This window comes from Brachybacterium sp. UNK5269 (genome assembly GCF_049266655.1).
Lineage (GTDB): Bacteria > Actinomycetota > Actinomycetes > Actinomycetales > Dermabacteraceae > Brachybacterium.
Window position 1 is genome coordinate 2722111 of record NZ_CP184883.1, and the last position, 22673, is coordinate 2744783.

A 22673-nucleotide genomic window follows, 5' to 3' on the forward strand; every position below is an offset into this window, starting at 1 on the left:
ATCAGCCGGGGATCTCGACCACGCCGTCGGCCGGCCAGTCGCGCACCTCGGTGCCCTCCGGGGCGAGGTTCGTGGCCTGGCGCAGGTAGATGGCCCGGCCGCCCGGGCTGGCGACGCCGTCGTGGACGGGCAGCGCGAGGCGGGGCCGGACGGCGCGCAGGAAGTCGATGGTCTCGGCCATCTTCGACCAGGGGGCGACGACCGCGAAGGCCAGCACGTCGATGCCGACGAACTCCTCGAGCACCTCGAGGGAGTCACCGGTGATGCCCAGGCGCGGGCCGTCGCCGACCTGGAGCAGCAGGGCCGTGTTGCCCACCTGGGGCAGGTCCGGATGGATGACCGCATGGCGTCCGCCGGCGGCCCGGATCAGCAGCGGCGCGGCACCGTCCTGCGCCGGCAGCTCATGTGCGTCGCCGACCGCGAACGCCCGCAGCCGGTCCGGATCGACCGGGGGCGCGCCGGCGGCGGCCTCGGCGAGCTGGTCCGCGGTCTCCGGCTCGGCGAGCACCTCGGCGCCGGTGGCCAGGCCCAGCACCTCGTCCAGCAGCGCGCGATCGACGTGGTCGGGGTGCTGATGGGTCACCAGCACCGCGTCGATCCCTGCCAGCACCTCGCGGCCGAGGCCGCGCACGGCGTCACCGCTGAAGCCGCCGGGGTCGATCAGCAGCCGGCGCCCGGCGACCTCCACGAGCAGGCACGAATGGACGAGGTGGCGGATCTTCATCGGTCCTCCTGGGGACGGCGGTCGCGGACGCCTCGAACCTACCGCCGACGGCGGTCGCTGCCCAGGGGGACGGCCCCTCAGCCCTCGCCGCGCACCAGCAGCCCGTCGTCGTCGCGGACCGCGCGCAGGGCGATGTCGCGGTAGCCGAGCTCCTCGAAGAACACCGTGAGGCGGTCGGGCTCCACCGCCATCACCGTGCCGGCGCCGAACTCGCGATGGGTCACGGAGCTCTGGGCCGGGAAGTCGTCCGGCCGCTGCGCCTCCTCGAGCTCGAGCCGGCCGCGGCCCAGCACCTCGCAGACGTCGCAGGCCCCGCAGAACGCCCCGGCGTCCTCGCCGAAGTAGGTCAGCAGCGCCCGACGGCGGCAGGAGGAGGTCTCGGCATAGCTGCGGATGCGCTCGATCCGGGAGGCGTCGATCGCCTCGCGCGCCTCGGCCGCCTCCTGGGCCGCGGCGACCGCGTCGGCGACGCCCAGCCCGGAGCGCACGCGCAGACCGTCCTTCCTCACGGTGATGCTGCCGCTGTGCTCGAGCAGGTTGGTCACCCGCTTCTGCGCCCGCGCGGTGAGTCCGGTGTGCTCGCGCAGCGCGGCGGGGCGCAGCGGGCCGTGGTCGCGGATCGCCGTGAAGGTCGAGCGCAGGTCCGCGGGCGCGGCGGCGCCGCCCGCGAAGAAGCGCTGCATGCCGAGGTCCTCGGGGCGGTAGTGGAGGTGGATCGCGGCCGGCTCCCCGTCGCGACCGGCCCGACCGATCTCCTGGTAGTAGCTGTCCAGGGAGCCGGGCACCTGGGCGTGGACGACGAAGCGCACGTCGGGCTTGTCGATCCCCATGCCGAAGGCGGTGGTGGCGACCACCACGTCCAGGTCACCGGCGAGGAACTGCTCGTGGATCTGCTCGCGGTCGCGGGCGCGCCGACCCGCGTGGTAGGCGGCGGTGCGCAGTCCCCGCTCGGCGAGCGCGGCCGCGCACTCCTCGGTGTCCCGGCGGGTCCCGGCGTACAGCAGACCGGGACCGGGCAGGGAGGCGACCTGCTCGATCACCGCGGCGCGCTGCTCCTCGGCCTCGCTGTGGCGGGTGACGTCCAGGTGCAGATTGGGCCGGTCGAAGCTCTGGAGCACCACGGCCGGCTCCTGCATCCGCAGCCGTTCGACGATGTCGTGGCGGGTGTCCGGCGAGGCGGTCGCCGTCAGCGCCACCACCGGCGGGTGGCCGAGGCGCTCGATCGCCGTGCCCAGGCCCAGGTAGTCGGGCCGGAAGTCGTGCCCCCAGGCCGAGACGCAGTGGGCCTCGTCCACGGCGATCAGCGAGATCTCGGCCGCCGCCAGCCGCTCCAGGGTCTCCTCGCGGGCGAGCTGCTCGGGGGCGAGGAAGAGGAAGGTGGCCGAGCCGTTCTCGAGCGCCGCCCAGGCCGCCCGGACGCGGCGGGCCGGCAGGGCGGAGTTGACCGCGACGGCCCGGCCCGGCCCGAGCCGGCTCTCGATGTGGTCGACCTGATCGGCCTGCAGGGCGATCAGCGGCGAGATGACCAGCGCGGTGCCGGGCCGCATCACCGCCGGCACCTGGTAGATCGCGGACTTGCCGTGGCCGGTGGGCATGACCGCCAGCACGTCGCGGCCGGCGACCACGGCGGACATGGCCTCGGCCTGGCCGTCGCGCAGCTCCTCGAGGCCGAAGTTCTCCCGGGCCACGTCCTGCACGTCGACGCGGTGGGTCCTCTGGTCGCCGGACATCGCTTCCTTTCCGGTCGGGGTCCTCGGCATCCCCGAACGGGATCCCGGGCGCAGGTCCCGCCGGTGCGGACGGAGGGCTGCCGGCGCACTGTACCGCTCGGACCTCCGCCGCCCGCCCCCGGGGCCTCCCGCCCGAGCGGTCGGTCCGCGCCGCCGGCGGGGCGCCCGGGCAGGCCCCGGGGCGCCCCGCTCCCGCGCTCAGCGGCGGCGCGCCGAGCCGTCCGGGGAGCGGCGAGCGCGGGCGTACCCGGGCTCGCGCAGGCGCCGGGTCCAGTCGTAGGTCCCGGCGCCCGCCGGGACGTTCAGGAGCGGGTCGAACCGGTCCCGGTCATCGCCCGCCGGATCCGGGGACAGCTCCAGGCGGGCGAAGCGCCGCCGGGGCCCCAGCGGGGCCGCCCAGAACAGGTCCAGCTGCCAGGGCTCCGCGGCGAGCTCGGCGCTGAAGCGTGCGCGGTGCGCGGGCAGCGGGCGGGAGCGGGGTCGCGGGGCGACGGCGATCAGGACCGGTCCGCGGCGGCCCCGCCACGGCATCATCGACCAGAACATCCCGCGGCCGGCATCGCGGTGGGGCGTGAGCAGGTACCGGGAGAGCCGGCCGCGGCCGGTGGTGGCCAGCAGCAGGTCGGCGGCGCCGCCGTCGGGGCGCGGGCAGCGCAGCGCGAGCCCGAGCACGTCGGGCCAGGACTCCGGCAGGCCGATCCCGCGGGAGAAGCGGGCGCGGACCGGGTCCTGCCCGCCCTGGTCGAGCCGGTCGATCCCGCTGCGGCCGCCCGGGAACCGGGTCAGCGTGCCGCGGAGCCAGACCCCCTCGGGGTGGAACGGCCGGCCGGTCCGGACGCGGCCGACGAGGGCGACGGCGCCCGCGAGTCCGGCCCCCGCCGCTCGGGCGACGGGCCCGGTCAGGACCCGCAGGACGCTCTGCCGGGCGCCCCGCTGGTGGCGGTCGATGCTCATGCTCATCCCTCCCAGGGTGGGCTCCGCGCCGCTGCGGTCCGGCGGCCGGGCCGTCCGGACCGCGTCGGCCCGGCACCGCTACGATAGAGGAGGTGTTCCCCGCCCCGGCAGAGACAGCGCCGCGGACGGGTCGACCCGCATCCCGCATCCGCCCGCCGCGCCCCCGCGGTGGGACGATCCTCAGGAGAGCCCATGCCACGCGTCGTGGTCCACGTCATGCCCAAGCCCGAGATCCTCGACCCGCAGGGGAAGGCGGTCCATGCGGCGCTGCCGCGACTGGGCTTCGAGGGCATCAGCTCCGTGCGCCAGGGCAAGCGCTTCGAGCTCGAGGTCGACGGGGAGATCACCGACGAGGTGCTGGCCCACCTGCGCGAGGCCGCGACCACGCTGCTGTCCAACCCGGTGATCGAGGACGTCGTCGCCCTCGAGGTCGAGGACCTGCAGACCGCGCCCGGAGCGGTGCTGTGATGCGCGTCGGCGTGGTGACGTTCCCGGGCACGCTGGACGACCGCGATGCGCTGCGCGCCGTCCGCCTGGCCGGCGGCGAGCCGGTCGCGCTCTGGCACGGCGACGCGGATCTGCAGCGGGTCGATGCGATCGTGCTGCCCGGCGGCTTCTCCTACGGCGACTACCTGCGCGCCGGCGCGATCAGCCGCTTCTCCCCGGTGATGGACAGCGTGATCGACGCCGCCCGGGGCGGGATGCCCGTGCTGGGCATCTGCAACGGCTTCCAGATCCTCTGCGAGACCCACCTGCTGCCCGGCGCGATGATCAAGAACGCCCACCGGGCCTTCCTCTGCCGCGACCAGCCGCTGGTGGTGGAGAGCACCCGCACCGCCTGGACCACGGCCTACGAGCCCGGCCAGGTGATCCGGATCCCGCTGAAGAACCAGGACGGCCAGTACGTCGCCGACGAGCGCACCCTCGCCGAGCTCGAGGCCGAGGGTCGTGTGGTCTTCCGCTACACCGCCGGCGCCACCCACGGTCCGGCGGGTTTCGAGGTCAACCCCAACGGCTCCCGGAACGACATCGCCGGCATCACCAACGCCGAGGGCAACGTGGTGGGCCTCATGCCCCATCCCGAGCATGCGGTCGAGGCCGGCTTCGGTCCCGACGAGCCGGGCGCGGGCACCCGCTCGGGCACCGACGGCCTGGGCATCTTCAGCTCGGTCCTGCGCAGCCTGGTGGCCTGAGGCCCCTCCGGCCGGGGACGCTCAGGCGCGGGTCGCCGAGAGCACGGTGAAGCGCCGGTCCCGCGCGCGCTGCTGCACGGGACCCACCCGGGTCGCGAGCTCGCTGCGGTAGCGCAGATGGGAGTTGTGCACGAACCACAGCTGCCCGCCGGGGCGCAGCACCCGGGCGGCGGCCTCCAGCAGGCCGTGGACCAGCGTGGCGTCGACGACGGTGCCGTCATGGAACGGCGGGTTCAGCAGCACCAGGTCGGCGCTGCCCTCCCCCACCCGTGACAGGGACTCGTCCCAGGCCACCGTGACGCCCGGACGCGACAGCCCCGCCGCCTCCAGGGTGGCGGCGGTGGCGACGACCGCGTCGGCGTCGTCGTCGCTGCCCAGCACCTGCGCCGCGGGCAGGGCCGCCGCGAGGTAGGCGGTCAGCAGCCCGTTGCCGCTGCCGAGGTCGACCGCGGACTCGGCGGCGACCTCGCCGGCGAGCAGCGCCGCATCGAGCGCGCCGAGCAGCAGCAGGCTCCCGGCATCGGGCCGGGCTGCGCTGAACACGCCGCCGATGCCGCGCAGCGGGATCTGTCGTTCGCCGCCCCGCACCGCGATCCGCGCGGACCCGGTCGCCGGCTCCGGAGCGGGCAGGCCCCCTCGCGGGTCGGTGGCGATCAGGGCCCGGGACTTGCCCAGCCCGCGGGAGGCGCGGACCTCGGCGAAGGAGGCGGCCAGCACCTCGTTCTGGGTGCGGGTCATGTGCTTGACGCGGCCCCCGGCGATGAGGGTGAGGTGCTCGCGGCCGCGCGCGGCGGCGAGCCGGGCCAGTCGCCGGGCGAGGTCGTCCAGGGCGGCGAGCGCCTTGGGCAGGCGGGCGAGCACGAGATGCGCGTCGGCGTCGGCGGCGAAGACCTCGAGGGGCAGCGGCTGCTCGCCGTCGGCGAGCAGCAGCCGCCCGGCCCGCCGCTGCGTCGCGAAGCGATCGGCGAGCGCGGCGGTCTCCGCCCGGGAGCTGCTCCAGGACCAGACCCGAGCCTCCGGATGGGCGGCGGTCAGCTCGAGCGCCGCGGCGGTGAGAGCGCCGGTCACGTCGCCGACGATGATCAGGTCACAGGGACAGCCGGCCCCCTCCTCCTCGGCGGCGCGCAGGATCACCCGCTCGGTCTGATCGAGGCCCTGAGGGGGCCCCTCGGGGTGGGGGGCGGCAGGAGTGCTGGTCACGTGATCCTTCATCGTCAGGCGGGAAGGCCCCGTCGGCCGCGGGAGCGGAGCCGACCGTTGGGCAGGGCGGGGGCGGGGAGGGCGCCGGGGGTGTGCGGGTCGAAGGGGCCGAACTGCTCCGCGTCGGCCGCGAGACCACCGCGCTGGCGGGCGATCGGGGCGATCGGGGCGTCCTCGAGGGGCAGCTCCACCCCGATCTCCGCCTGGTAGCGGGCGCGGACGTGGACGATCTCCTCATGGGAGCGGCCGACGAAGTTCCACCACATGATGATCTCCTCCGCCAGGGGCTCCCCGCCGAGCAGCATCACCCGCAGGTCCTCGCCGTCGGCGGCCTCGAGGTCCAGGTGGTCGGCGCCGTCGGGCAGCACGGCGAGCTCGCCGCGGCGCACCGCGTGCTCGCGCCCGGCGAGACGCAGGTGGGCGGTGCCGCGATCGACCAGGTCCGGGAGGGTGCGCAGCACGGTCATGCCGCGGGGCCCGCCCAGCGGCACCTCCCGCGGGGCCAGCAGCGCCAGTTCCTCGAAGGAGCTCATGGCCGGAGTCTAGACGGGCACCTCCGCCCGCTCCGGGGCGGGCAGCGCGCCCGGTGACGAACCTCCTGACCCTCGACCACCGCCCCGCCCGCGCCTACGCTGTGCCCATGTCGAGGACGACCAGCGATCCCGCCGAGCTGCTCGGGCGCTTCGTCGCGGACGGCACGATCCCCGGCGGGGTGATCGCGCTCGGCCGGGACGCGCAGCCGGTCGCGGTCGGACGGGCCGCGCTCGAGGGAGAGCCGCTGCGCACCGACGCGATCTTCCGCATCCAGTCGATGACCAAGCTGGTCACGGCCGTCGTGACCCTGCTCCTGCTCGAGCAGGACCGGCTCGGCCTCGAGGACCCGGTGGCGACCTGGCTGCCGGAGCTGGCCGCACCCCGGGCGCTGCAGCGCCCCGACGCCGCGCTGACCGACACCGCGCCGGCGCCCTCCCCGATCACCGTGCGCCATCTGCTGACCTGCACCAGCGGCTACGGGATGATCCTCCAGGACACCCCGCTGCAGCGCGCCATGACCGCGAACCGCACCGAGGCCGGTCCCGAACCCTCCCCGCTCGGCGCGCAGGACTGGCTCGACGCGCTGGCCTCCCTGCCGCTGGTGGGCCCGCCCGGCACGGTGTGGCGCTACCACCACTCCTTCGGGCTCCTGCAGATCCTGCTCTCCCGGCTCACCGGCGCCCCCGTCGCCGAGCTGTTCGCGCAGAGCCTGTTCGCCCCGCTGGGCATGTCGGACACCGGCTTCTTCGTGCCCCGGCAGCGGCGGGACCGGCTGCCCGCCGCGTACGCCGAGCAGGACGGTGACCTGGTCGAGGTCGAACCCGCCGGCGGGGGCTTCCACGTGGGCCCGCCGCCGCACGACCTCACCCACGGCGAGCTGCTCTCGACCGCCGCGGACTACCTGACCCTGCTGCGGGCCCTGCGCGACGGCGAGCTGATCGCCCCCGCGCACCGGCGGATGCTCGGCAGCGACCAGGTGCCGAGCGCCGCCAAGGACCCCGCCGCCTTCTTCCCCGGGTTCTGGGAGACCACCGGCTGGGGCTGGGGGGTCGGCGTGAGCACCGTCGGACCCCACAGGGGCCGCTGGGGCTGGTCCGGCGGCGCCGGCACGGACTTCTTCGTGGACCCCGACGGCACGGTGGGCCTGCTGCTCACGCAGGTGCAGATGGGGTCGCGGCTCATGCCGCTGCTGGAGGCGTACGGCGAGCTCGCCGGGAACTGAGGATCAGCGGGCCGCGTCGAGCTGGGCCACCAGGCGCCGGGGCGCGACCAGGCGGTACGACTCCTCGATGAGCTCGGCGAGCTCCACCGGGTCGGTGCGCTCATCGAGGTCCACCCCGATCCAGCCCGAGGCCCCCAGGTACGCGGGCACGAAGGTGCGCGGCTGCTCCTGCAGGGCCGCGGTCTCCGCGGGCGGCAGGTGCAGCACCACGGACCGCGGATGCTGCTCCCACTGCCCGTCGACCGTGAGGGAGGCGCCGTAGTAGCAGTGGACGCGGTCGGTGAAGAAGGCGGGGCGGCCGTGACTGATCTTCTCCCGCGCACCGGGCAGCGCGAGCGCGATCGACCGCACCCGCTCGAGCCACGGATCGTCGTCGTCGAACATCCTCGGGTGCGCCATGGGGAGATCCTTCCGCACCGGACGCCCCACCGCCAGAGCCCGCACCGGGTCCCCGTAGCCTGGGCGCATGAGCCTTCCCCTCCTCGTGGACTGCGACACCGGCATCGACGATGCGATCGCCCTGAGCTATCTCGCGGCGCGCGGCGACGTGGAGATCCGCGGCATCGTCTCGACCGCCGGCAACGTCGAGGTCGCCGCCGTCCACCGCAACAACCTGCTGCTCGCGCAGCTGCTCGGGATCGCGGCCCCGATCTCCTGCGGCGCCGAGGCCCCGCTCGCGCAGGAGCTGATGACGGCCGACGACACCCACGGGCCGCAGGGGCTCGGCCATGCCGCGCTCCCTGCGCCCCGGCGGCGCGCGGACCCGCGCTCCGGGGCGCAGCTCTGGGTCGATATCGCGCGCGAGCACCCCGGCGAGGTGGTGGGCCTCGTGCTCGGCCCGCACACGAACCTGGCCCTCGCCCTCGAGATCGAGCCGGAGCTGCCCGGCCTGCTGAAGCGTCTGCACATCATGGGCGGGGCGATCCATCACCGCGGGAACACCGGCCCCACCAGCGAGTGGAACGTGGCGGTGGACCCCGAGGCCGCGCAGCGGGTGCTGGCGGCGTTCAGCGCCGCGCCGACGCGGCCGGTGCTCGGCGCCCTCGAGGCCACCGAGACGGTGCGCTTCACCCAGTCCACCCTGGAGCGCTTCGAGGCGCTCGCGGCCGGGACCGGGCATCCGGTCGCCGCGATCCTGGCTGATGCGCTGCGCTGGTACTTCGAGTTCCACCAGGCCGACGGCCTGGGCTGGATCGCCCATGTCCACGACCCGCTGGTCGCCGCCCACGCCGTCACCGGCGACTTCGCCTCCACCCGGCCGCTCGCGGTCGACGTGGAGCTGGCCGGCACCCTGACCCGCGGCCAGACGGTGGGCGACGAGCTGGGCCGCTGGGGGCGACCGCCCAACGTCGACCTGCTCACCGAGGTGCGGGCCGACGCCTTCGTCGAGCACCTGCTCGGCGTCCTCGAGCGGGGCCTGTCCACCTGAGCGCGGCGGGCCCGCTCCCCATCCCGGCCCGCCGGCGACTGTGCAGCGCGCCGGCGACTGTGCGGCGCGCCGGCGCCCGCTCAGCCCAGGGTCGCGACCTCCACGCTGAAGCTGCGTCGGGCCGGCTTCTCGCCCCGGGCGGGCTTCCAGCCCACGCAGCGCACGCTGCGAGCGTCGGGCTGGTCGTCGTAGGCGACCAGCACGGTCCCGGGCAGGGTCACCGGGGCGTCGAAGGTGACGTCCCAGCGCAGCGGCCGGGAGAGGTCAACGCGGGACTCGGTGAAGGCCCGCGAGGCCGTGTACATGCCGTGCGCGATCGCCGCCGGGAAGCCGAAGGCCTTCGCGGTGAGCGCCGAGAGGTGGATCGGGTTGACGTCCCCCGAGACCGCGGCATAGCGGCGCCCGGTGTCGGCCGGCAGCGACCAGCGCCCCGTCGGCTGCGGCGGCGCGAACTCCCGCCGCTCGGCGCGGGCGCCCGCGCCCTCCCCCGCCGGCGACGTCCCGGAGGCCTCCGCCCGGGAGGCGTCCTTGGCGAGGTAGGTGGAGACGTCGGTGGCGATGATCTCGCCGTCCTCGGACAGGATCGTGGAGACCGCTTCGAAGGTGCGTCCCCGGTGGTGGGGGCGCAGGTCGCGCACCCGGCACTCGACGTCCACGAGCTCCCCCACCCGCACCGGACGGTGCTGCAGCACCTGGTTGCGCAGATGCACCAGCCCCAGCAGGGGAAAGGGGAAGTCGCGCCGCGCCATCACCGCGAGCGAGACCGGGAAGGCGAGCACGTGCAGCACCCCGGGGTGGACCAGATCGGTGGCGGGCCCGCCCATCAGGTGGTCGAAGTCCCGGGCCCGCTCGGCGTCGATCCGCACGCCGCGCACCCGGTAGGCGAGGGCGGGCAGCACCGGCTCGCCGCGGCGCGCGACCCGGGCCGCGCGCGGGTCCAGGGCCGCCGCGTAGACGGCCGGGAAGGACGGGACGTCGGCGAGGTCCCTGAGCTGCTCGCCGGCGGCGGGGCGGCCGGGGCTCGGCACGGCGCTCACCTCCCCACCATGTTCTGCCCGCACACCCGCAGCGTTTCGCCGCGCAGACCGCCGGCCTCCGCGGAGGCCAGGAAGGAGATCGCCTCGGCGACGTCGACCGGCAGGCCCCCTGCTGGAGGGAGTTCAGGCGCCGGGCCACCTCCCTCGTCAGCGCCGGCATCCGCGCGGTCATCTCGGTCTCGATGAAGCCCGGCGCGACCGCGTTGGCGGTGCCGCCGAGCGGCGCGAGAGCGGCGGCGAGCGCCTCGACGAAGGCCATCACCCCGGCCTTCGAGGCGGCGTAGTTGGTCTGCCCGCGGTTGCCGGCGATGCCGCTGGTGGAGGCCAGCGACACCACCCGCAGCTGATCGCCGAGCACGTCGCCGGCCTCGAGCAGGGCGTCGGTGAGGTCGATCTGGCTGGTGATGTTCACGGCGAGCACGGGGTCCCAGCGCTCGGGGGTCATGTTCGCGAACAGCTTGTCGCGGGTGATGCCGGCGTTGAGCACCACGGCATCGAGCTGCAGGCCCCGCTCCCGGAGGGCGGAGACCAGGCGCCGGCCCGCGTCCGGGGCGGTGACGTCGAGCTGCACGGGCACCGCGCGCAGCTCGTTGGCCAGGCGCGCGAGCTCGGTGCCGGCGGCGGGCACGTCGAGCACCACGAGGTGCGCGCCGTCGGCCGCGAGGGTGCGGGCGATCGCCGCGCCGATCCCGCGGGCGGCCCCGGTGACCAGGGCGGTGCGTCCGGCCAGCGGCGCGGCCACGTCCTCGCTCGCCGCGCCGTCGGCGGTGGAGACGCGCAGGAGCTGGCCGTCGACGAAGGCGCTGCGGGCCGAGAGCAGGAAGCGCAGGGTCCCGGTGACGCCGGGGGCGTCGAGGTCCACGCCGTCGGCGACCAGGATGCCGTTGGCGGTGGCGCCGCCGCGCAGCTCATGGGCCAGGGAGCGCAGGAAGCCCTCGACGCCGCCGCGCGCCGCATCGGTCGCGGGGTCCTGCCCGCGGGCGGGGCGGGAGATGGTCACCACCCGGCCGCCGGGGGCCAGCGAGCGCATCGCCCCCGCCAGCGGCAGCAGGATCGGACCCAGCTCGGCCGGGGCGGCGACCTCGTCGAGCACCACCACCACGGAGCCGACCGTGGGCAGCTCCTCGAAGCGTCGGCGCACGTCGGCGCCCCAGCCGAGCAGGGTCCGGGCCACGTCGTCGGCCCCCGGCGAGGTGCCGAGCACGACGACGGGGTCGAGCACGGGCTGGGGACGGTCCGCGCGGCGCGGCAGCCGCGCCGGGTGGGGCAGGCCGGTCCGCTTGGCGAGCACCCGGCCGGGAGCGGTGCGGATGAAACGGGTGTAGGCGTCGGTCATGGGAGCCTCCGGGAAGCGATCGGGCGCGGGCCGGGCCCGGGCTGGTCGCCCGGGCGCGGGAGGTTCAGTCGGTGACGGACTCGAGCAGGAGCGCGGTGCCCTGCCCGGCGGCGGCGCACACGGAGATCAGTCCCCGCTGGGGGCGGCCGGTCTCGCGAGCCCGCTCGTTCAGCAGCTTGGCGAGCGTGGCGACCAGGCGCCCCCCGGTGGCGGCGAAGGGATGCCCGGCGGCGAGCGACGACCCGGCGACGTTCAGCCGGCTGCGGTCGATCACGCCCAGGGCGCCGTCGCGGCCCAGCCGCTGTCGGCAGAACTCCTCGGACTCCCAGGCCTTCAGCGTCGAGAGCACGGTGGAGGCGAAGGCCTCGTGGATCTCGACGAGGTCGAGGTCCGCGAGGGTGAGGCCGTGGGCGTCGAGCAGCTCGGGCACCGCGTACACCGGGGCCATCAGCAGGCCGTCCTCGCCGTGGACGAAGTCGACCGCGGCGGAGCGGGCATCGACCACCCGGGCCAGCGGCCGCAGGTTCCTCTCGGCGGCCCAGGCGGCGCTGCCCAGGAGCACCGAGGAGGCGCCGTCGCTGAGCGGGGTCGAGTTGCCGGCGGTCATGGTGGGCTCCGGCACCTGCGGGGACCTCACCCCGAACACCGGCTTCAGGGAGCCGAGCTTCTCGAGCGTGGAGTCGGGGCGCAGGTTCTGGTCGCGGGCGAGGCCGCGGTAGCCGGTGACCAGGTCGTCGAAGAAGCCGGCGTCGTACGCGGCGGCGAGGCTCCGGTGCGAGGCCAGCGCCAGCTCGTCCTGCTCCTGGCGGGTCACTCCCCACTGCGCGCCGGTCAGCGCCTGGTGCTCGCCCATCGACAGCCCGGTGCGGGGCTCGCCGTTGCGGGGCGGGACCGGGGCGAGGTCGGCGGGACGGATCGCGCTGAGCGCCTTGAGGCGCTGCGTCGTGGTCCTCGCGGCGAAGGCGCGGTGGAGGATGCGCCGCAGCCGCGGGGTGACCTCGATCGGGGCGTCGGAGGCGGAGTCGACGCCGCAGGCGATGCCGGAGTCGATCTGGCCCAGCCGGATCCGGTTGGACACGTGGAGCACGGTCTCCAGGCTGGTCGCGCAGGCCTTGGACAGGTCGACCGCCGGGGTGCGGGGGTCCAGCGGGGTGCCCAGCGCACTCTCGCGGGTGAGGTTGAGGTCCCCGGCCAGCTTGAGGACCGCGCCGCCCGCGATCTCGCCGAGCCGCTCGCCCTGCAGCCCGAACCGCGCCACCAGTCCCTCGAGCGCCGCGGTGAGCAGGTCCTGGTTCGAGATGCCGGCGTAGGCGCCGCCCGAACGGGCGAAGGGGATGCGGTTGCCGCCCAGGATCAGGGCGTCGCGGGGAAGGTCGGGAACGGTCACTGTGTGCACCTCTTCGTGGTCAGGCGGTGGCGCGGGGCGGCCGCACGGAGTCAGCACTTTACATAGAACCCTCGGTACTTGATACCCTAGGTTCCGTGAATGCGACGACGCAAGCCCCCGTGGACGGCCGTTCGGCGCGCTGGGCGCTCCACCGCGAGCAGCGCCGGGCCGAGCTGCTCGACGTGGCCCGGCACCTGATCCACGAGCAGGGCCCCGACGTGACGATGGAGGACATCGCCGCCGCCTCCGGGACCTCCAAGTCCATCGTCTACCGCTACTTCGAGGACAAGGCGCATCTGCAGCGCGCGCTGGGCCGCAGCATCCTGTCCACCATGCACGCCAAGCTGCTGGACGAAATGCGGGCGCTGGAGTCCTCCGTCGGCCGCGAACCGGACGCCGACGAGCGCATCCACGCCATGATCCGCGCCTACGTCGAGACCGCGCAGCGCTCCCCGGGCGTGTACCGCTTCGTCACCCGACCCAGCGACGGGCTGAACCACTTCCTCGGTGCCGTCTCCCGCCTGGTCGCGACCTTCCTGCCCGCCGAGGTCCCCGCCCCCCAGATCTGGGCCCACGGCGCCGTGGGCTTCGTCGAGCGGGCCGTGGACACCTGGATGACCGACCACGAGGCCGCCGTCGCCGGCGACGGCCCCGCCCCCTCACCTCCGAACAGCTCGTGACCCGTCTGGTCGCCTGGCTCATGAAGGGACTGCTCGAATGACCACCCTCTCCCCCACCGACCCCACCGCCGCGGCGCCCGCCCGCACCACGCCGACCCCCACCGGCCCGATCCCGGTGCCGCCCCGCGGCGCCGCCCGGCTCGACGTCGAGCTGGTCACCGAGGCCCTGCTCGGCCGCTGGGCCGCGGCGCGCCGCACCGCCCGCGAGCGCGCCGCCCGTCCCGAGCTGCACCGCCCCCTGGACGCCACCGTCGCCGAGCACCGCGAGCGGGTCTTCGCGCAGCTGCAGCTCCTCGCCGAGGAGGGCGTCTCGCGCCCGATGCTGCCCGAGCACCTGGGCGGCCCCCACGACAACGGGGCCAACGTCGCGGCCTTCGAGGAGCTGGTCGTCGCGGACCCCTCGCTGCAGATCAAGGCCGGGGTGCAGTGGGGCCTGTACACCGCCGCGATCATCCAGCTGGGCAGCGAGCAGCAGCAGCGCGACTGGGTGCCGGATGCGATGAGCCTGGCCACCCCCGGCGCGTTCGCGATGACCGAGATCGGTCACGGCTCCGACGTGCAGTCGCTGGCCACCACCGCCACCTACGACCCCGCCACCGAGGAATGGGAGATCCACACCCCGTTCCGCGCCGCCTGGAAGGACTACCTCGGCAACGCCGCGATCCACGCGCGGGCCGCCACCGTCTTCGCGCGGCTGATCACCGGCGGCGTCGACCACGGCGTGCACTGCTTCTACGTGCCCGTGCGCGACGCCGACGGCGCGCTGCTGCCGGGCATCTCCAGCGAGGACGACGGCCCCAAGGGCGGCCTGAACGGGATCGACAACGGCCGCCTGGCCTTCGAGCACGTGCGCGTCCCCCGCACCCACCTGCTGAACCGGTACGGCGACGTGGCTCCCGACGGCACCTACACCTCGCCCATCGAGTCCCCGGGGCGCCGCTTCTTCACCATGCTCGGCACCCTCGTGCAGGGCCGCGTGTCCCTGGACGGCTCCGCGATCCGCGCGAGCCAGCTCGCCCTGCACATCGCCCTCACCTACGCCACCCAGCGCCGCCAGTTCACCGCCGCGGATCCCACGCAGGAGATGGTGCTGATGGACTACCAGGCGCATCTGCACCGCCTGCTGCCGAAGCTGGCGGCGACCTACGCGGGCGCCTTCGCCCATGAGCAGCTGCTGCAGGCCTTCGACGACGTCTTCTCCGGCCGGGCCGACGATCCCGAGTCCCGGGAAGACCTCGAGACCCTCGCCGCGGCGCTCAAGCCCACCTCCACCCGGCTGGCCCTGGACACGATCCAGGAGTGCCGCGAGGCCTGCGGCGGCTCCGGCTTCCTGGCCGAGAACCAGCTGGTCGGCCTGCACCAGGACCTCGACGTGTACGCGACCTTCGAGGGCGACAACACCGTCCTGCTGCAGCTGGTCGCCAAGCGCCTGCTCTCGGACTACACCTCCGAGCTGCGCAGCGTGGACCGGGCCGGCATCGGCCGCTTCATCGCGCAGCGCGCCGAGGTGCTCGCCAAGCGCCACACCCCGTGGGCCCGCCTGGGCCAGGACCTCAGCGACCGCCGCAGCCCCCGACGGGCCTTCGACTCGATGCGCGAGGCCCACTTCCAGGAGGACCTGCTGGCCGACCGGGCCCGGGTGCGGGTCGAGGAGGTCGCGCTCGCGCTGCGGCCGACGGCGCGGATGAGCCCGGCCGAGGCCGCCGCCGAGGTCAACAAGCACCAGGTGGAGATGCTCGACGCCGCCCGCGCCCACGTGGACCTGGTGCGCTGGCGGGCCTTCACCGCCGGCATCGAGCAGCTCGAGGACGAGGGCACCCGGGCCGTGCTGACCGATGTGCGGGACCTCTTCGGGCTCACCCTCATCAACGACGACCTGGCCTGGTTCCTGCTGAACGGCATGATCTCCACCCAGCGCGCCCGGCAGATCGGCTCGGACCTGCGCCGGCTGCTGCGGCGGATCCGGCCGCACGTGCTCGACCTGGTCGCGGCCTTCGACGTGCGCCCCGGCCACGTGCGGGCCCCGATCGCGCTGGGCGGCGAACAGGAGCGCCAGGAGGAGGCGGCCGCGTACTTCCGCGACCAGCGGGCGCGCCACGACGCCCCGGTCAGCGAGAAGGTGCTGCGGGAGCGGGCCCGGCCGTCCCGGCGCGAGGCCGCGAAGCACACCGAGGCGCACTGAGCGGAGGGAACCCGCGCTGCCGGACGGTCCGGATCTCAGCCCCGACGGCCGGGCCGTCCGTTCCCTCGCCGCGATCGTAGACTGGGGGCGCCGCGCCGGCCCGGTCGGGCCCGCCGCTCCCCTGTCCCCGTGACGATCGGATCCGAACCCACGATGACCGCTGACCACGTCCCCGCCACCGCGGCCGCCGCCCCGCACGACCGGACCGCGGACGCGGACACGGTCGAGCACGCCGCCGCCACCCCCGACCAGGCGCAGCCCTATGCGGAGCTCGGCCTGAAGGACGACGAGTACGCGAGCATCACGCAGATCCTGGGTCGCCGGCCCACCAACGCCGAGCTGGCCATGTACTCGGTGATGTGGTCGGAGCACTGCTCCTACAAGTCCTCCAAGCGGCATCTGCGCACCTTCGGCGCGCACACCACCCCGGCCATGCGCGAGAAGCTGCTGGTGGGCATGGGCGAGAACGCCGGCGTGGTCGACATCGGCGACGGCTGGGCGGTGACCTTCAAGGTCGAGTCCCACAACCACCCCTCCTACGTCGAGCCGTACCAGGGCGCCGCCACCGGCGTCGGCGGCATCGTGCGCGACATCATCTCGATGGGCGCGCGGCCGGTGGCGGTCATGGACCAGCTGCGCTTCGGTGCGATCGACCACCCCGACACCGCCCGGGTGGTGCACGGGGTGGTCGCCGGGGTGGGCGGCTACGGCAACTCCCTGGGCCTGCCGAACATCGGCGGCGAGACCGTCTTCGATCCCGCCTACCAGACCAACCCCCTGGTCAACGCCCTGTGCGTGGGCGTGATGCGGCATGAGGACATCCATCTGGCCTCCGCCACCGGCCCCGGCAACCAGGTGGTGCTGTTCGGTGCCCGCACCGGTGGCGACGGCATCGGCGGCGCCTCGATCCTCGCCTCGGAGACCTTCGAGGAGGACGGGCCCGTCAAGCGCCCCAGCGTGCAGGTGGGCGATCCCTTCATGGAGAAGGTGCTCATCGAGTGCTGCCTCGAGCTGTTCGCGGCGGGCACCGTCGAGGGCATCCAGGACCTCGGCGCCGCCGGGATCTCCTGCGCCACCAGCGAGCTGGCGGCCAACGGCGGCTCCGGCATGCACATCGACCTCGAGAACGTGCTGCTGCGCGACCCCACCCTGACCGCCGGCGAGATCCTCATGAGCGAGTCGCAGGAGCGCATGATGGCCGTGGTCCGCCCCGAGAAGCTGGCCGAGTTCCAGGCGATCGCGGCCCGCTGGGACGTGGAGGCCGCGGTGATCGGCGAGGTCACCGGCGACGGCCGCCTCACCATCGACCACCGGGGCCACCGCATCGTCGACGTCGATCCCACCACGGTCGCGGTCGACGGCCCGGTCTACGACCGCCCCTACGCCCGGCCCGACTGGCAGGACGCCCTGCAGGCCGACCGCGCCGAGGACCTCCCCCGCCCCCAGGGCGCCGAGGAGCTCGCCCGGACGCTGCGCGCGCTGATCGCCTCCCCGAACCTCGCCTCCAAGGGCTGGGTCACCGACCAGTTCGACCGCTACGTGGGCGGGGACACCGCGCTGGCGATGCCCGATGACGCGGGCGTGATCCGGGTGGACCAGGCCACCGGTCGCGGCGTGGCCCTGGCCACCGACGCGAACGGCCGCTACACCAAGCTGGACCCCCGCACCGGGGCCCGGCTCGCGCTCGCCGAGGCCTACCGCAACGTGGCGACCACCGGCGCGGTGCCGCTCGCGGTCACCGACTGCCTGAACTTCGGCTCCCCCGAGGACCCGGGCCCGATGTGGCAGCTGGTCGAGGCGATCGGCGGTCTCGCCGAGGCCTGCGAGACGCTCGAGGTGCCGGTGACCGGCGGCAACGTCTCGCTGTACAACTCCACCGGCGAGGCGGGGCTGATCGACTCCGCGATCCACCCCACGCCCGTGGTCGGCGTGCTGGGCGTGTTCGAGGACGTCTCCCGTCGCGTCCCCTCCGGATGGCAGGACGAGGGCCTGACCGTGCTGCTGCTGGGCACCACCCGGGAGGAGCTCTCCGGCTCCGCCTGGGCGGATATCGCCCATCAGCACCTCGGCGGGCTCCCCCCGCAGGTCGACCTCGAGGCCGAGCGCTCGCTGGCCCGGGTGCTGATCGCCTCCGCGGAGGAGGGCCTGGCCCCCGCCGCGCACGACCTCTCCGAGGGCGGCCTCGCGCAGGCCCTGGTGGAGTCCGTGACCCGCTTCGCCACCGGCGCCCGGGTGGACCTCGCGCCGCTGCTCGCCCGTGACGGCGTCGACCTCGCCACGGCGCTGTTCTCCGAGTCTCAGGCCCGCGCGCTGGTCGCGGTGCCGGCGGCGCAGGAGGAGCGCCTGGTGGCCCTGGCCGCCGAGCACGGGATCCCGGTGCTGCGCCTGGGCGCCACCGGCGGCGACGCCCTCGAGCTGGCCGGGGTGGGCGCCTTCGCGATCAGCGAGCTGCGGGAGCTGCGGGAGGCCACCCTCCCCCGCCACTTCGCCTGAGTCCGGCGGGCGCGGCGGGGCCTCCCGCCGCGCTCAGTCCCGGGAGCGGGGCGGGAGGACCTGGCGACCCTGCTGCCAGGCGCGGCGGCCCACCCGTCGCGCGAGCCGGACCGCGCGCAGGCCCGCCCCGGCGGGGTCGAGGCCGTCGAGGCGCTCGTGCAGCTCGGGCGCGACCTCCTCGCGCAGGGCCCGCAGCTCCTCCAGCAGGCGCTCCTCGCTGCGCGCCACGTGGGCCGGTGTTCTTGGACAGGAACATGGGCAGCCCGATGCCGTGCTCGGCGCTCCACTGCCGGAAGTAGCGCTCCGCGCAGCTCGGCGTCGTGGTGGCGGTGGCCGCCGGAGCGGGCGTACATCGAGTTGCTGCCGGCGCCCACCGCGGTGGGGCGCTGCGCGCCACTGGGCGAGCGGACGGTCCAGGAACCCGACCTCCGAAGTGCTGCAGCAGCCGGAGGTGGAAGCCGCGTAGTCGCCGACCACGGGCAGGGCCTCGTCGTACTCGCCGACGCGCTCCGTGGAGCCTGCCGGCGATGGAGCATCGAGATCGGCACGTTGCGGTTGACCCCGATGTAGTCGACCAGGCGCGACCCCCTCGAGCTCCGCGCCAGGACAGGAACATCTCGTCCTCGGACGATCCCGGCCGGGGTCTCGTGCTCGTGCACGATCAGGGTGCGCACCACCACGGCGGCGTGCCCGGATGGGCCTCGAGGTGGGCGAGGGTCTCCTGGAGGAAGGTGGCGTGCCAGGTGTCGTCGTCGTCGTGGACGGCGACGGCGGGCGCGGTGGTCTCCCGCAGGCCGTGGTTGCTGGCGGCCTCCATGCCGGTGGAGGTCTCGCGGTGGAGGATCCGGATCCGCCCGTCGCGCCTCGGCGGCGCAGCGGGCGAGGACCTGGTCGACCTCCTCGGGGCGGCCGGCGTCGTCGACGATCACCAGCTCCCAGTCCTGGCGGGTCTGGGCCAGGACGTCCTGCACCGCGCGGTCCAGCAGGCGGGGGCGGTCGCGGGTGCGCATGATGATCGCGGCCGACGGGCCCGCCGCGGGAGCCTCGACGGCCCGGCTCCACGGGGCCAGGCGGCGCCGCAGGGCGTCGTCCCAGCGCTGGTGGGGCTCGATCCCGGCGCCGGCGGGGTCGCCGGCCGGGGCGGTGGCGGCCGTGGCCCCGTCGCCGGAGCAGCGCCGCGGACACGCGGTCCCACCAGGCCTCGGCGGCGGCGCGCAGCGTCGGTCGGGCGGCCTCGAGATGCGCCTGCTCGGCCTCGCGGGAGACGACCAGCGCCTCGACGACGTCGCCGACGAGGTCGGAGGGACCGCCGGTGACCGGGTCCCAGAGCGCGGCCAGGGGCACCGCGGCGCCGGCGGGGCCGACGTTGCGCAGGGCGCCGTCCATGCGGGAGTGGCCGTAGCGGTTCAGGGGCAGCGCGAGCACGGAGGAGCCCGCGGCGGTGCCGAAGACGACCGGGTGGAAGCGGGTGGTCAGGATCCAGGCGGCGCCGGTGGTGCGGGCCGCGGCGACGGTGTCCGTCTCGAGGGGGACCACGGCGGCGGGGACGCTCAGCTGCTCGGCGACCCGTGGTGCAGCTGCAGGTCGCCGCCGCCGGTGTCGGGGTCGGCCATGTGCGCCACCAGCTCGACCCGGGCGCCGGTGCGGGCCGCGAGCGCCTCGATCAGCGCACCGGCCACGGCGACGTGTCCTCGCGCGGCAGCGGGTCGCCGTCCCCGCCCAGGGTGACGCTGAGCAGCTGGGGATCGCGGTCCCCGGGCTCCGGCCGCGCTCTCCGGCAGGCCGAGGCCGACGGCGTCGTCGAGGGTCTGCACCAGGGCCGGATGGTCCGGGCACAGCTGCCGGGCGATCCGCACGCTGTGCACGTCGCGCACGCCCACCAGCGCGCACAGCCCCAGCAGCTCGCGCAGGGAGGCGCGGTCGCTGTCGGTGAGCTCGGGGCCGAGGCTCGCCCGGTCAGCACCACGGGCTTGCCGAGCGCCCGGGCCACCGGCGCGGTGGCCAGGCGCTCGTCCAGCAGCCAGCCGTACCGGGAGGTGAGGCTGCCCCCGCCGCCGATCACCACCGCGTCCACCGCCCGCAGCTGCTCGATGATCTCGAACAGCTTGTCCGTCGCGGGCAGGGCGGCGCGGTCGCCGCCCAGCACCCGCCGGATCTCCGCGAGGTACCGGGACCGGTCCTCGAGGGGCCAGGGGAAGGTGAGCGCCGGGATGATCCCCGGGGCCGCGACGCCGCCGGGCCCGTACTTCTCCCGCCGCGAGATCCGCACGACCTCGTGCCCGCGCGCCCGCAGCCGCCGCGCGCTCATGGTGGCGATCGCCTCGTCGCCGACGTGGTAGACCGTCTGATCGACGTCGCACAGCAGAGCGACCTTCACCGGCATCTCCTTCTCCCCAGCGAGTCCGCCCCACGGCCGGTCAGAGCCCGAGCTCGTCCATCCAGCGCATCACGAAGGCCGCCATCTGGTCGCGGGTGATGTACGCATCCGGTCGGAAGGTGCCGTCCTCCCAGCCGCGGGAGATCTCCGCGTTCGCCAGCCATCTGATCTCCGGCGCGAACAGGTGGGTGCGAGGGACGTCCCTGAACTATCAGGGGGGAGGGGTTGGCACTGGTCCGTTGCGTCTTGAGGACGCTTCGAGGCCCGGTAGAGGAATGCCGCGACGGCGTCCCGCTTGACCGGTTCGAGGGGACGGAACCGACGCACCTTCCCTTCCTTCCAGCCCTCCACGATCTTGGCGTCGTAGGCCCAGCAGATCTCTTTGTAGAACACGAAGCTCGGATCGACGTCCACGAAGGGCGACCGGGCAGGGGCGGTGTACTGCGGCGATCCCAGCGCCCGGTAGATGAACACGATCATCGCGTCGCGCAGGTTATTGCTGTTGGGCTAGAATGTGCGGTTGCTCCCGCCTTCCCAGCCCTGTGTCACTCCGGCGGCGAAGAGGTCTTCGATCTCGACGAGGAACACCCGCCACGGGGGGACGTCGCGGAAGGTCGGCGCCACGAAGCGGACCTTGCCGCTCTCCAGCGCGGCGGTGCCGTGCTGGAAGGGCTGGATCTGCCGGTCGCCGTCCTTCGGGGCGCTGGCCGCCGGCCGTCCCCACGAGCTGCTCCATTGCGGAGCGAATGGGGTGGCGTACCCGCTGGCCGCACCGCTCTCCTGGAGCACCAGGCCCTTGGTGAGAATCGTGGCGCTGTACTTCCCGGTGCGGTGGTTGCTCCTGACCACGGTGCCCAGCGTCGCCGCGCCGCCGGCGCCCTGGAAGGCCCAGAGGTGCTCCTTCCCGCCCGAGTCGAGGTAGCGCTGCGCCTCGCTGCGGATATTTCCGAACTGGCTGTAGATCCTCGCGCCGGGGCATTCGGTGAAGTTGACGTCGCGATGGCCCATCATCCGCGGCAGCGAGACGGTGGACCCCACCGTGTGCCGGGTGCCGGAGGTGGTGACCTGCCAGGAGACGTCGCCGCCCACGCTGGTCTGGAAGGTGCTCAGCAGCTTCCAGGCCACCAGTCGCGCCACGGCGGTGCGGGCGGCCGATGGCAGCGAGGTGGAGGAGTAGTTGCCCATCACCGAGATGCCGAAGGAGCCGCTGTTGAAGCCGAGCGAGTGGGCGCCGGTGATGTTGCGGTGCAGGCCGCCGCTGCGGCCCTCGAAGATCTGGCCGTACTTGTCGACCAGGACGTTGTAGCCCAGGTCGGCCCAGCCCAGGGTCGTGGTGTGGTAGGTCAGGATGCCGCGGACGATCTGCGCGGACTGCGAGGAGCTGTAGTTGTTCGTCCCCGCCGTGTGGTGGAGGACGACGGCCTTCAGCGCGTTCTTCGCGGAGGTGCCCCGCACGAGGGACTCGTCGGCCCGCCAGGCGGCGCGGGTGACGAAGGCCGGCGCGCCCGGGCCGAGGGCCGGCGTCGCGGGGTTGGCGGCGGGAACGGCGGCCCGGGCGGACATCTGCTGGCTCTGGGTGCGGGTGGCCGAGGGGCCGGTCAGCTGCCGGACCTGGTCGTCGCTGTCGAGGGGCGAGGTGGTCACGACGTGGGCGGTGAGGTCGGCGGAGACGTCGCCGCCGTCGAGCTCGGCGCGGATCTGCAGCGCGGAGACGACGCCCAGCCAGGCGACCTCGGTGGCGGCGGCGCTGGTGCCGCTCTCGGGGTCCTCGGCGACCTCGAGCTCGGTCCACTCGGTCCAGCTGCCGTCCTCGGCCCGGCCGCGGGCGCTGACGGCGGGGGCGTCGGTGCCCTCGGGCCAGGTCACCCCGATCATGGTGGCGGGCTGCTCGGCGAGCTCGCGCACCCGCGCACCGTCCACCTCGACGAGTGGGGCCTCGGCCAGCGGCACCTCGACGATGCGGGTCTGCCCATCGGTGACGGAGGGGTCGGCCAGGGCCGGGGCGGCGGTGGCGAGGGCCGCGGCGGTCGGCACGCCGACGGCGGTGGCGGTCAGCAGCGCGCGGCGGGACAGGCCCGGCGTGCGCGAACGGTCGAGGTCGGCGTGGGGACGGTGCCGCTGGGACATCACAAAGCTCCGGATCTAGGGGGTGGTGCGGGGAGCAGCCTGGGCCGCGGGCACGAGGCCGGCGCGGG

Annotated in this window: 21 protein-coding genes and 1 pseudogene; 7 read left to right on the forward strand and 15 right to left on the reverse strand. The window is 74.9% G+C overall.

Annotation, left to right across the window (positions count from 1 at the left end; genetic code table 11):
- Position 1: 1 nt before the first annotated feature.
- From ACOJUI_RS12700 to ACOJUI_RS12710, 3 genes are all read right to left on the reverse strand, one after another.
- On the reverse strand, positions 2 to 724 hold the full coding sequence (locus tag ACOJUI_RS12700) for an MBL fold metallo-hydrolase (RefSeq protein ID WP_422115317.1): 723 nt from the start codon (positions 722 to 724) through the stop codon (positions 2 to 4).
- A gap of 77 nt (positions 725 to 801) precedes the next feature.
- A complete protein-coding gene (locus ACOJUI_RS12705) occupies positions 802 to 2454 on the reverse strand; it encodes a RecQ family ATP-dependent DNA helicase (RefSeq protein WP_422115318.1) in 1653 nt (550 codons plus the stop codon).
- 198 nt (positions 2455 to 2652) lie between these two features.
- On the reverse strand, positions 2653 to 3414 hold the full coding sequence (locus ACOJUI_RS12710) for a hypothetical protein (protein ID WP_422115319.1): 762 nt from the start codon (positions 3412 to 3414) through the stop codon (positions 2653 to 2655).
- Positions 3415 to 3600: 186 nt separating this feature from the next.
- Here ACOJUI_RS12710 and purS point away from each other — a divergent pair, with 186 nt between their 5' ends.
- Entirely contained in the window at positions 3601 to 3876 is a 276-nt protein-coding gene (gene purS, locus ACOJUI_RS12715; protein WP_422115320.1) for a phosphoribosylformylglycinamidine synthase subunit PurS, read from the forward strand.
- Entirely contained in the window at positions 3876 to 4601 is a 726-nt protein-coding gene (purQ, locus tag ACOJUI_RS12720) for a phosphoribosylformylglycinamidine synthase subunit PurQ (protein WP_422115321.1), read from the forward strand. The genes purS and purQ overlap by 1 nt, the downstream gene beginning before the upstream one ends.
- A gap of 21 nt (positions 4602 to 4622) precedes the next feature.
- Here the strand turns inward: purQ and ACOJUI_RS12725 are convergent, their stop codons facing one another.
- Entirely contained in the window at positions 4623 to 5801 is a 1179-nt protein-coding gene (locus tag ACOJUI_RS12725; RefSeq protein WP_422115322.1) for a class I SAM-dependent methyltransferase, read from the reverse strand.
- 14 nt (positions 5802 to 5815) lie between these two features.
- Positions 5816 to 6334: a pirin-like C-terminal cupin domain-containing protein gene (locus tag ACOJUI_RS12730; RefSeq protein WP_422115323.1), complete on the reverse strand. Its 519-nt coding sequence runs from the start codon at positions 6332 to 6334 to the stop codon at positions 5816 to 5818.
- A 107-nt stretch (positions 6335 to 6441) separates the two neighbouring features.
- On the opposite strand from ACOJUI_RS12730, the gene ACOJUI_RS12735 reads away from it, so the two are divergent.
- Entirely contained in the window at positions 6442 to 7557 is a 1116-nt protein-coding gene (locus ACOJUI_RS12735; protein ID WP_422115324.1) for a serine hydrolase domain-containing protein, read from the forward strand.
- 3 nt (positions 7558 to 7560) lie between these two features.
- Here ACOJUI_RS12735 and ACOJUI_RS12740 read toward each other — a convergent pair whose 3' ends face one another.
- Positions 7561 to 7956 carry an MmcQ/YjbR family DNA-binding protein gene (locus ACOJUI_RS12740; RefSeq protein ID WP_422115325.1) on the reverse strand — a complete coding sequence of 132 codons (396 nt, stop codon included), beginning with the start codon at positions 7954 to 7956 and terminating at the stop codon, positions 7561 to 7563.
- 67 nt (positions 7957 to 8023) lie between these two features.
- Here ACOJUI_RS12740 and ACOJUI_RS12745 point away from each other — a divergent pair, with 67 nt between their 5' ends.
- Positions 8024 to 8986, forward strand: coding sequence for a nucleoside hydrolase (locus tag ACOJUI_RS12745; protein WP_422115326.1), 963 nt, complete (start codon positions 8024 to 8026; stop codon positions 8984 to 8986).
- An 80-nt stretch (positions 8987 to 9066) separates the two neighbouring features.
- On the opposite strand, the gene ACOJUI_RS12750 is transcribed toward ACOJUI_RS12745, so the two are convergent.
- The 3 genes and pseudogenes from ACOJUI_RS12750 to ACOJUI_RS12760 form a co-directional block, all read right to left on the reverse strand.
- Complete coding sequence (locus ACOJUI_RS12750) at positions 9067 to 10023, reverse strand: MaoC/PaaZ C-terminal domain-containing protein (protein WP_422115327.1); 957 nt, start codon at positions 10021 to 10023, stop codon at positions 9067 to 9069.
- Positions 10020 to 11359, reverse strand: a pseudogene (locus ACOJUI_RS12755) (3-oxoacyl-ACP reductase). Before ACOJUI_RS12755 ends, ACOJUI_RS12750 begins: the two are co-directional and overlap by 4 nt.
- 64 nt (positions 11360 to 11423) lie before the next feature.
- Positions 11424 to 12746, reverse strand: a complete 1323-nt coding sequence (locus tag ACOJUI_RS12760) for an acetyl-CoA C-acetyltransferase (protein WP_422115328.1) — start codon at positions 12744 to 12746, stop codon at positions 11424 to 11426.
- Positions 12747 to 12841: 95 nt separating this feature from the next.
- Here ACOJUI_RS12760 and ACOJUI_RS12765 point away from each other — a divergent pair, with 95 nt between their 5' ends.
- The 3 genes from ACOJUI_RS12765 (at position 12842) to purL (ending at position 18101) form a co-directional block, all read left to right on the forward strand.
- Positions 12842 to 13426, forward strand: coding sequence for a TetR/AcrR family transcriptional regulator (locus tag ACOJUI_RS12765; RefSeq protein WP_422115329.1), 585 nt, complete (start codon positions 12842 to 12844; stop codon positions 13424 to 13426).
- A 37-nt stretch (positions 13427 to 13463) separates the two neighbouring features.
- Positions 13464 to 15608: an acyl-CoA dehydrogenase gene (locus tag ACOJUI_RS12770; RefSeq protein WP_422115330.1), complete on the forward strand. Its 2145-nt coding sequence runs from the start codon at positions 13464 to 13466 to the stop codon at positions 15606 to 15608.
- Between the two features lie 153 nt (positions 15609 to 15761).
- Entirely contained in the window at positions 15762 to 18101 is a 2340-nt protein-coding gene (gene purL, locus ACOJUI_RS12775) for a phosphoribosylformylglycinamidine synthase subunit PurL (RefSeq protein ID WP_422117666.1), read from the forward strand.
- 33 nt (positions 18102 to 18134) lie between these two features.
- Here the strand turns inward: purL and ACOJUI_RS12780 are convergent, their stop codons facing one another.
- The 6 genes from ACOJUI_RS12780 to ACOJUI_RS12805 form a co-directional block, all read right to left on the reverse strand.
- Complete coding sequence (locus tag ACOJUI_RS12780) at positions 18135 to 18329, reverse strand: hypothetical protein (RefSeq protein WP_422115331.1); 195 nt, start codon at positions 18327 to 18329, stop codon at positions 18135 to 18137.
- A gap of 433 nt (positions 18330 to 18762) precedes the next feature.
- Positions 18763 to 18918, reverse strand: a complete 156-nt coding sequence (locus ACOJUI_RS12785; protein WP_422115332.1) for a glycosyltransferase — start codon at positions 18916 to 18918, stop codon at positions 18763 to 18765.
- Positions 18919 to 19651: 733 nt separating this feature from the next.
- Complete coding sequence (locus ACOJUI_RS12790) at positions 19652 to 19780, reverse strand: hypothetical protein (protein ID WP_422115333.1); 129 nt, start codon at positions 19778 to 19780, stop codon at positions 19652 to 19654.
- The gene (locus ACOJUI_RS12795) at positions 19765 to 20478 is read right to left on the reverse strand and encodes a hypothetical protein (RefSeq protein ID WP_422115334.1); all 714 of its coding nucleotides are present in this window, start codon (positions 20476 to 20478) and stop codon (positions 19765 to 19767) included. Before ACOJUI_RS12795 ends, ACOJUI_RS12790 begins: the two co-directional genes overlap by 16 nt.
- Before the next feature lie 40 nt (positions 20479 to 20518).
- On the reverse strand, positions 20519 to 20662 hold the full coding sequence (locus ACOJUI_RS12800; protein WP_422117667.1) for an S-layer homology domain-containing protein: 144 nt from the start codon (positions 20660 to 20662) through the stop codon (positions 20519 to 20521).
- Positions 20663 to 20985: 323 nt separating this feature from the next.
- Complete coding sequence (locus ACOJUI_RS12805; protein ID WP_422115335.1) at positions 20986 to 22605, reverse strand: N-acetylmuramoyl-L-alanine amidase; 1620 nt, start codon at positions 22603 to 22605, stop codon at positions 20986 to 20988.
- Between the last annotated feature and the right edge of the window lie 68 nt (positions 22606 to 22673).

Excerpts from the sequence above, each read along its gene's own strand:
- ACOJUI_RS12700 (WP_422115317.1), bottom strand. The coding sequence starts at position 724 with ATGAAGATCCGCCACCTCGTCCATTCGTGCCTGCTCGTGGAGGTCGCC.
- ACOJUI_RS12705 (WP_422115318.1), bottom strand. The coding sequence starts at position 2,454 with ATGTCCGGCGACCAGAGGACCCACCGCGTCGACGTGCAGGACGTGGCC.
- ACOJUI_RS12710 (WP_422115319.1), bottom strand. The coding sequence starts at position 3,414 with ATGAGCATGAGCATCGACCGCCACCAGCGGGGCGCCCGGCAGAGCGTC.
- purS (WP_422115320.1), top strand. The coding sequence starts at position 3,601 with ATGCCACGCGTCGTGGTCCACGTCATGCCCAAGCCCGAGATCCTCGAC.
- purQ (WP_422115321.1), top strand. The coding sequence starts at position 3,876 with ATGCGCGTCGGCGTGGTGACGTTCCCGGGCACGCTGGACGACCGCGAT.
- ACOJUI_RS12730 (WP_422115323.1), bottom strand. The coding sequence starts at position 6,334 with ATGAGCTCCTTCGAGGAACTGGCGCTGCTGGCCCCGCGGGAGGTGCCG.
- ACOJUI_RS12735 (WP_422115324.1), top strand. The coding sequence starts at position 6,442 with ATGTCGAGGACGACCAGCGATCCCGCCGAGCTGCTCGGGCGCTTCGTC.
- ACOJUI_RS12740 (WP_422115325.1), bottom strand. The coding sequence starts at position 7,956 with ATGGCGCACCCGAGGATGTTCGACGACGACGATCCGTGGCTCGAGCGG.
- ACOJUI_RS12745 (WP_422115326.1), top strand. The coding sequence starts at position 8,024 with ATGAGCCTTCCCCTCCTCGTGGACTGCGACACCGGCATCGACGATGCG.
- ACOJUI_RS12770 (WP_422115330.1), top strand. The coding sequence starts at position 13,464 with ATGACCACCCTCTCCCCCACCGACCCCACCGCCGCGGCGCCCGCCCGC.
- purL (WP_422117666.1), top strand. The coding sequence starts at position 15,762 with ATGACCGCTGACCACGTCCCCGCCACCGCGGCCGCCGCCCCGCACGAC.
- ACOJUI_RS12785 (WP_422115332.1), bottom strand. The coding sequence starts at position 18,918 with ATGGAGGCCGCCAGCAACCACGGCCTGCGGGAGACCACCGCGCCCGCC.
- ACOJUI_RS12805 (WP_422115335.1), bottom strand. The coding sequence starts at position 22,605 with ATGTCCCAGCGGCACCGTCCCCACGCCGACCTCGACCGTTCGCGCACG.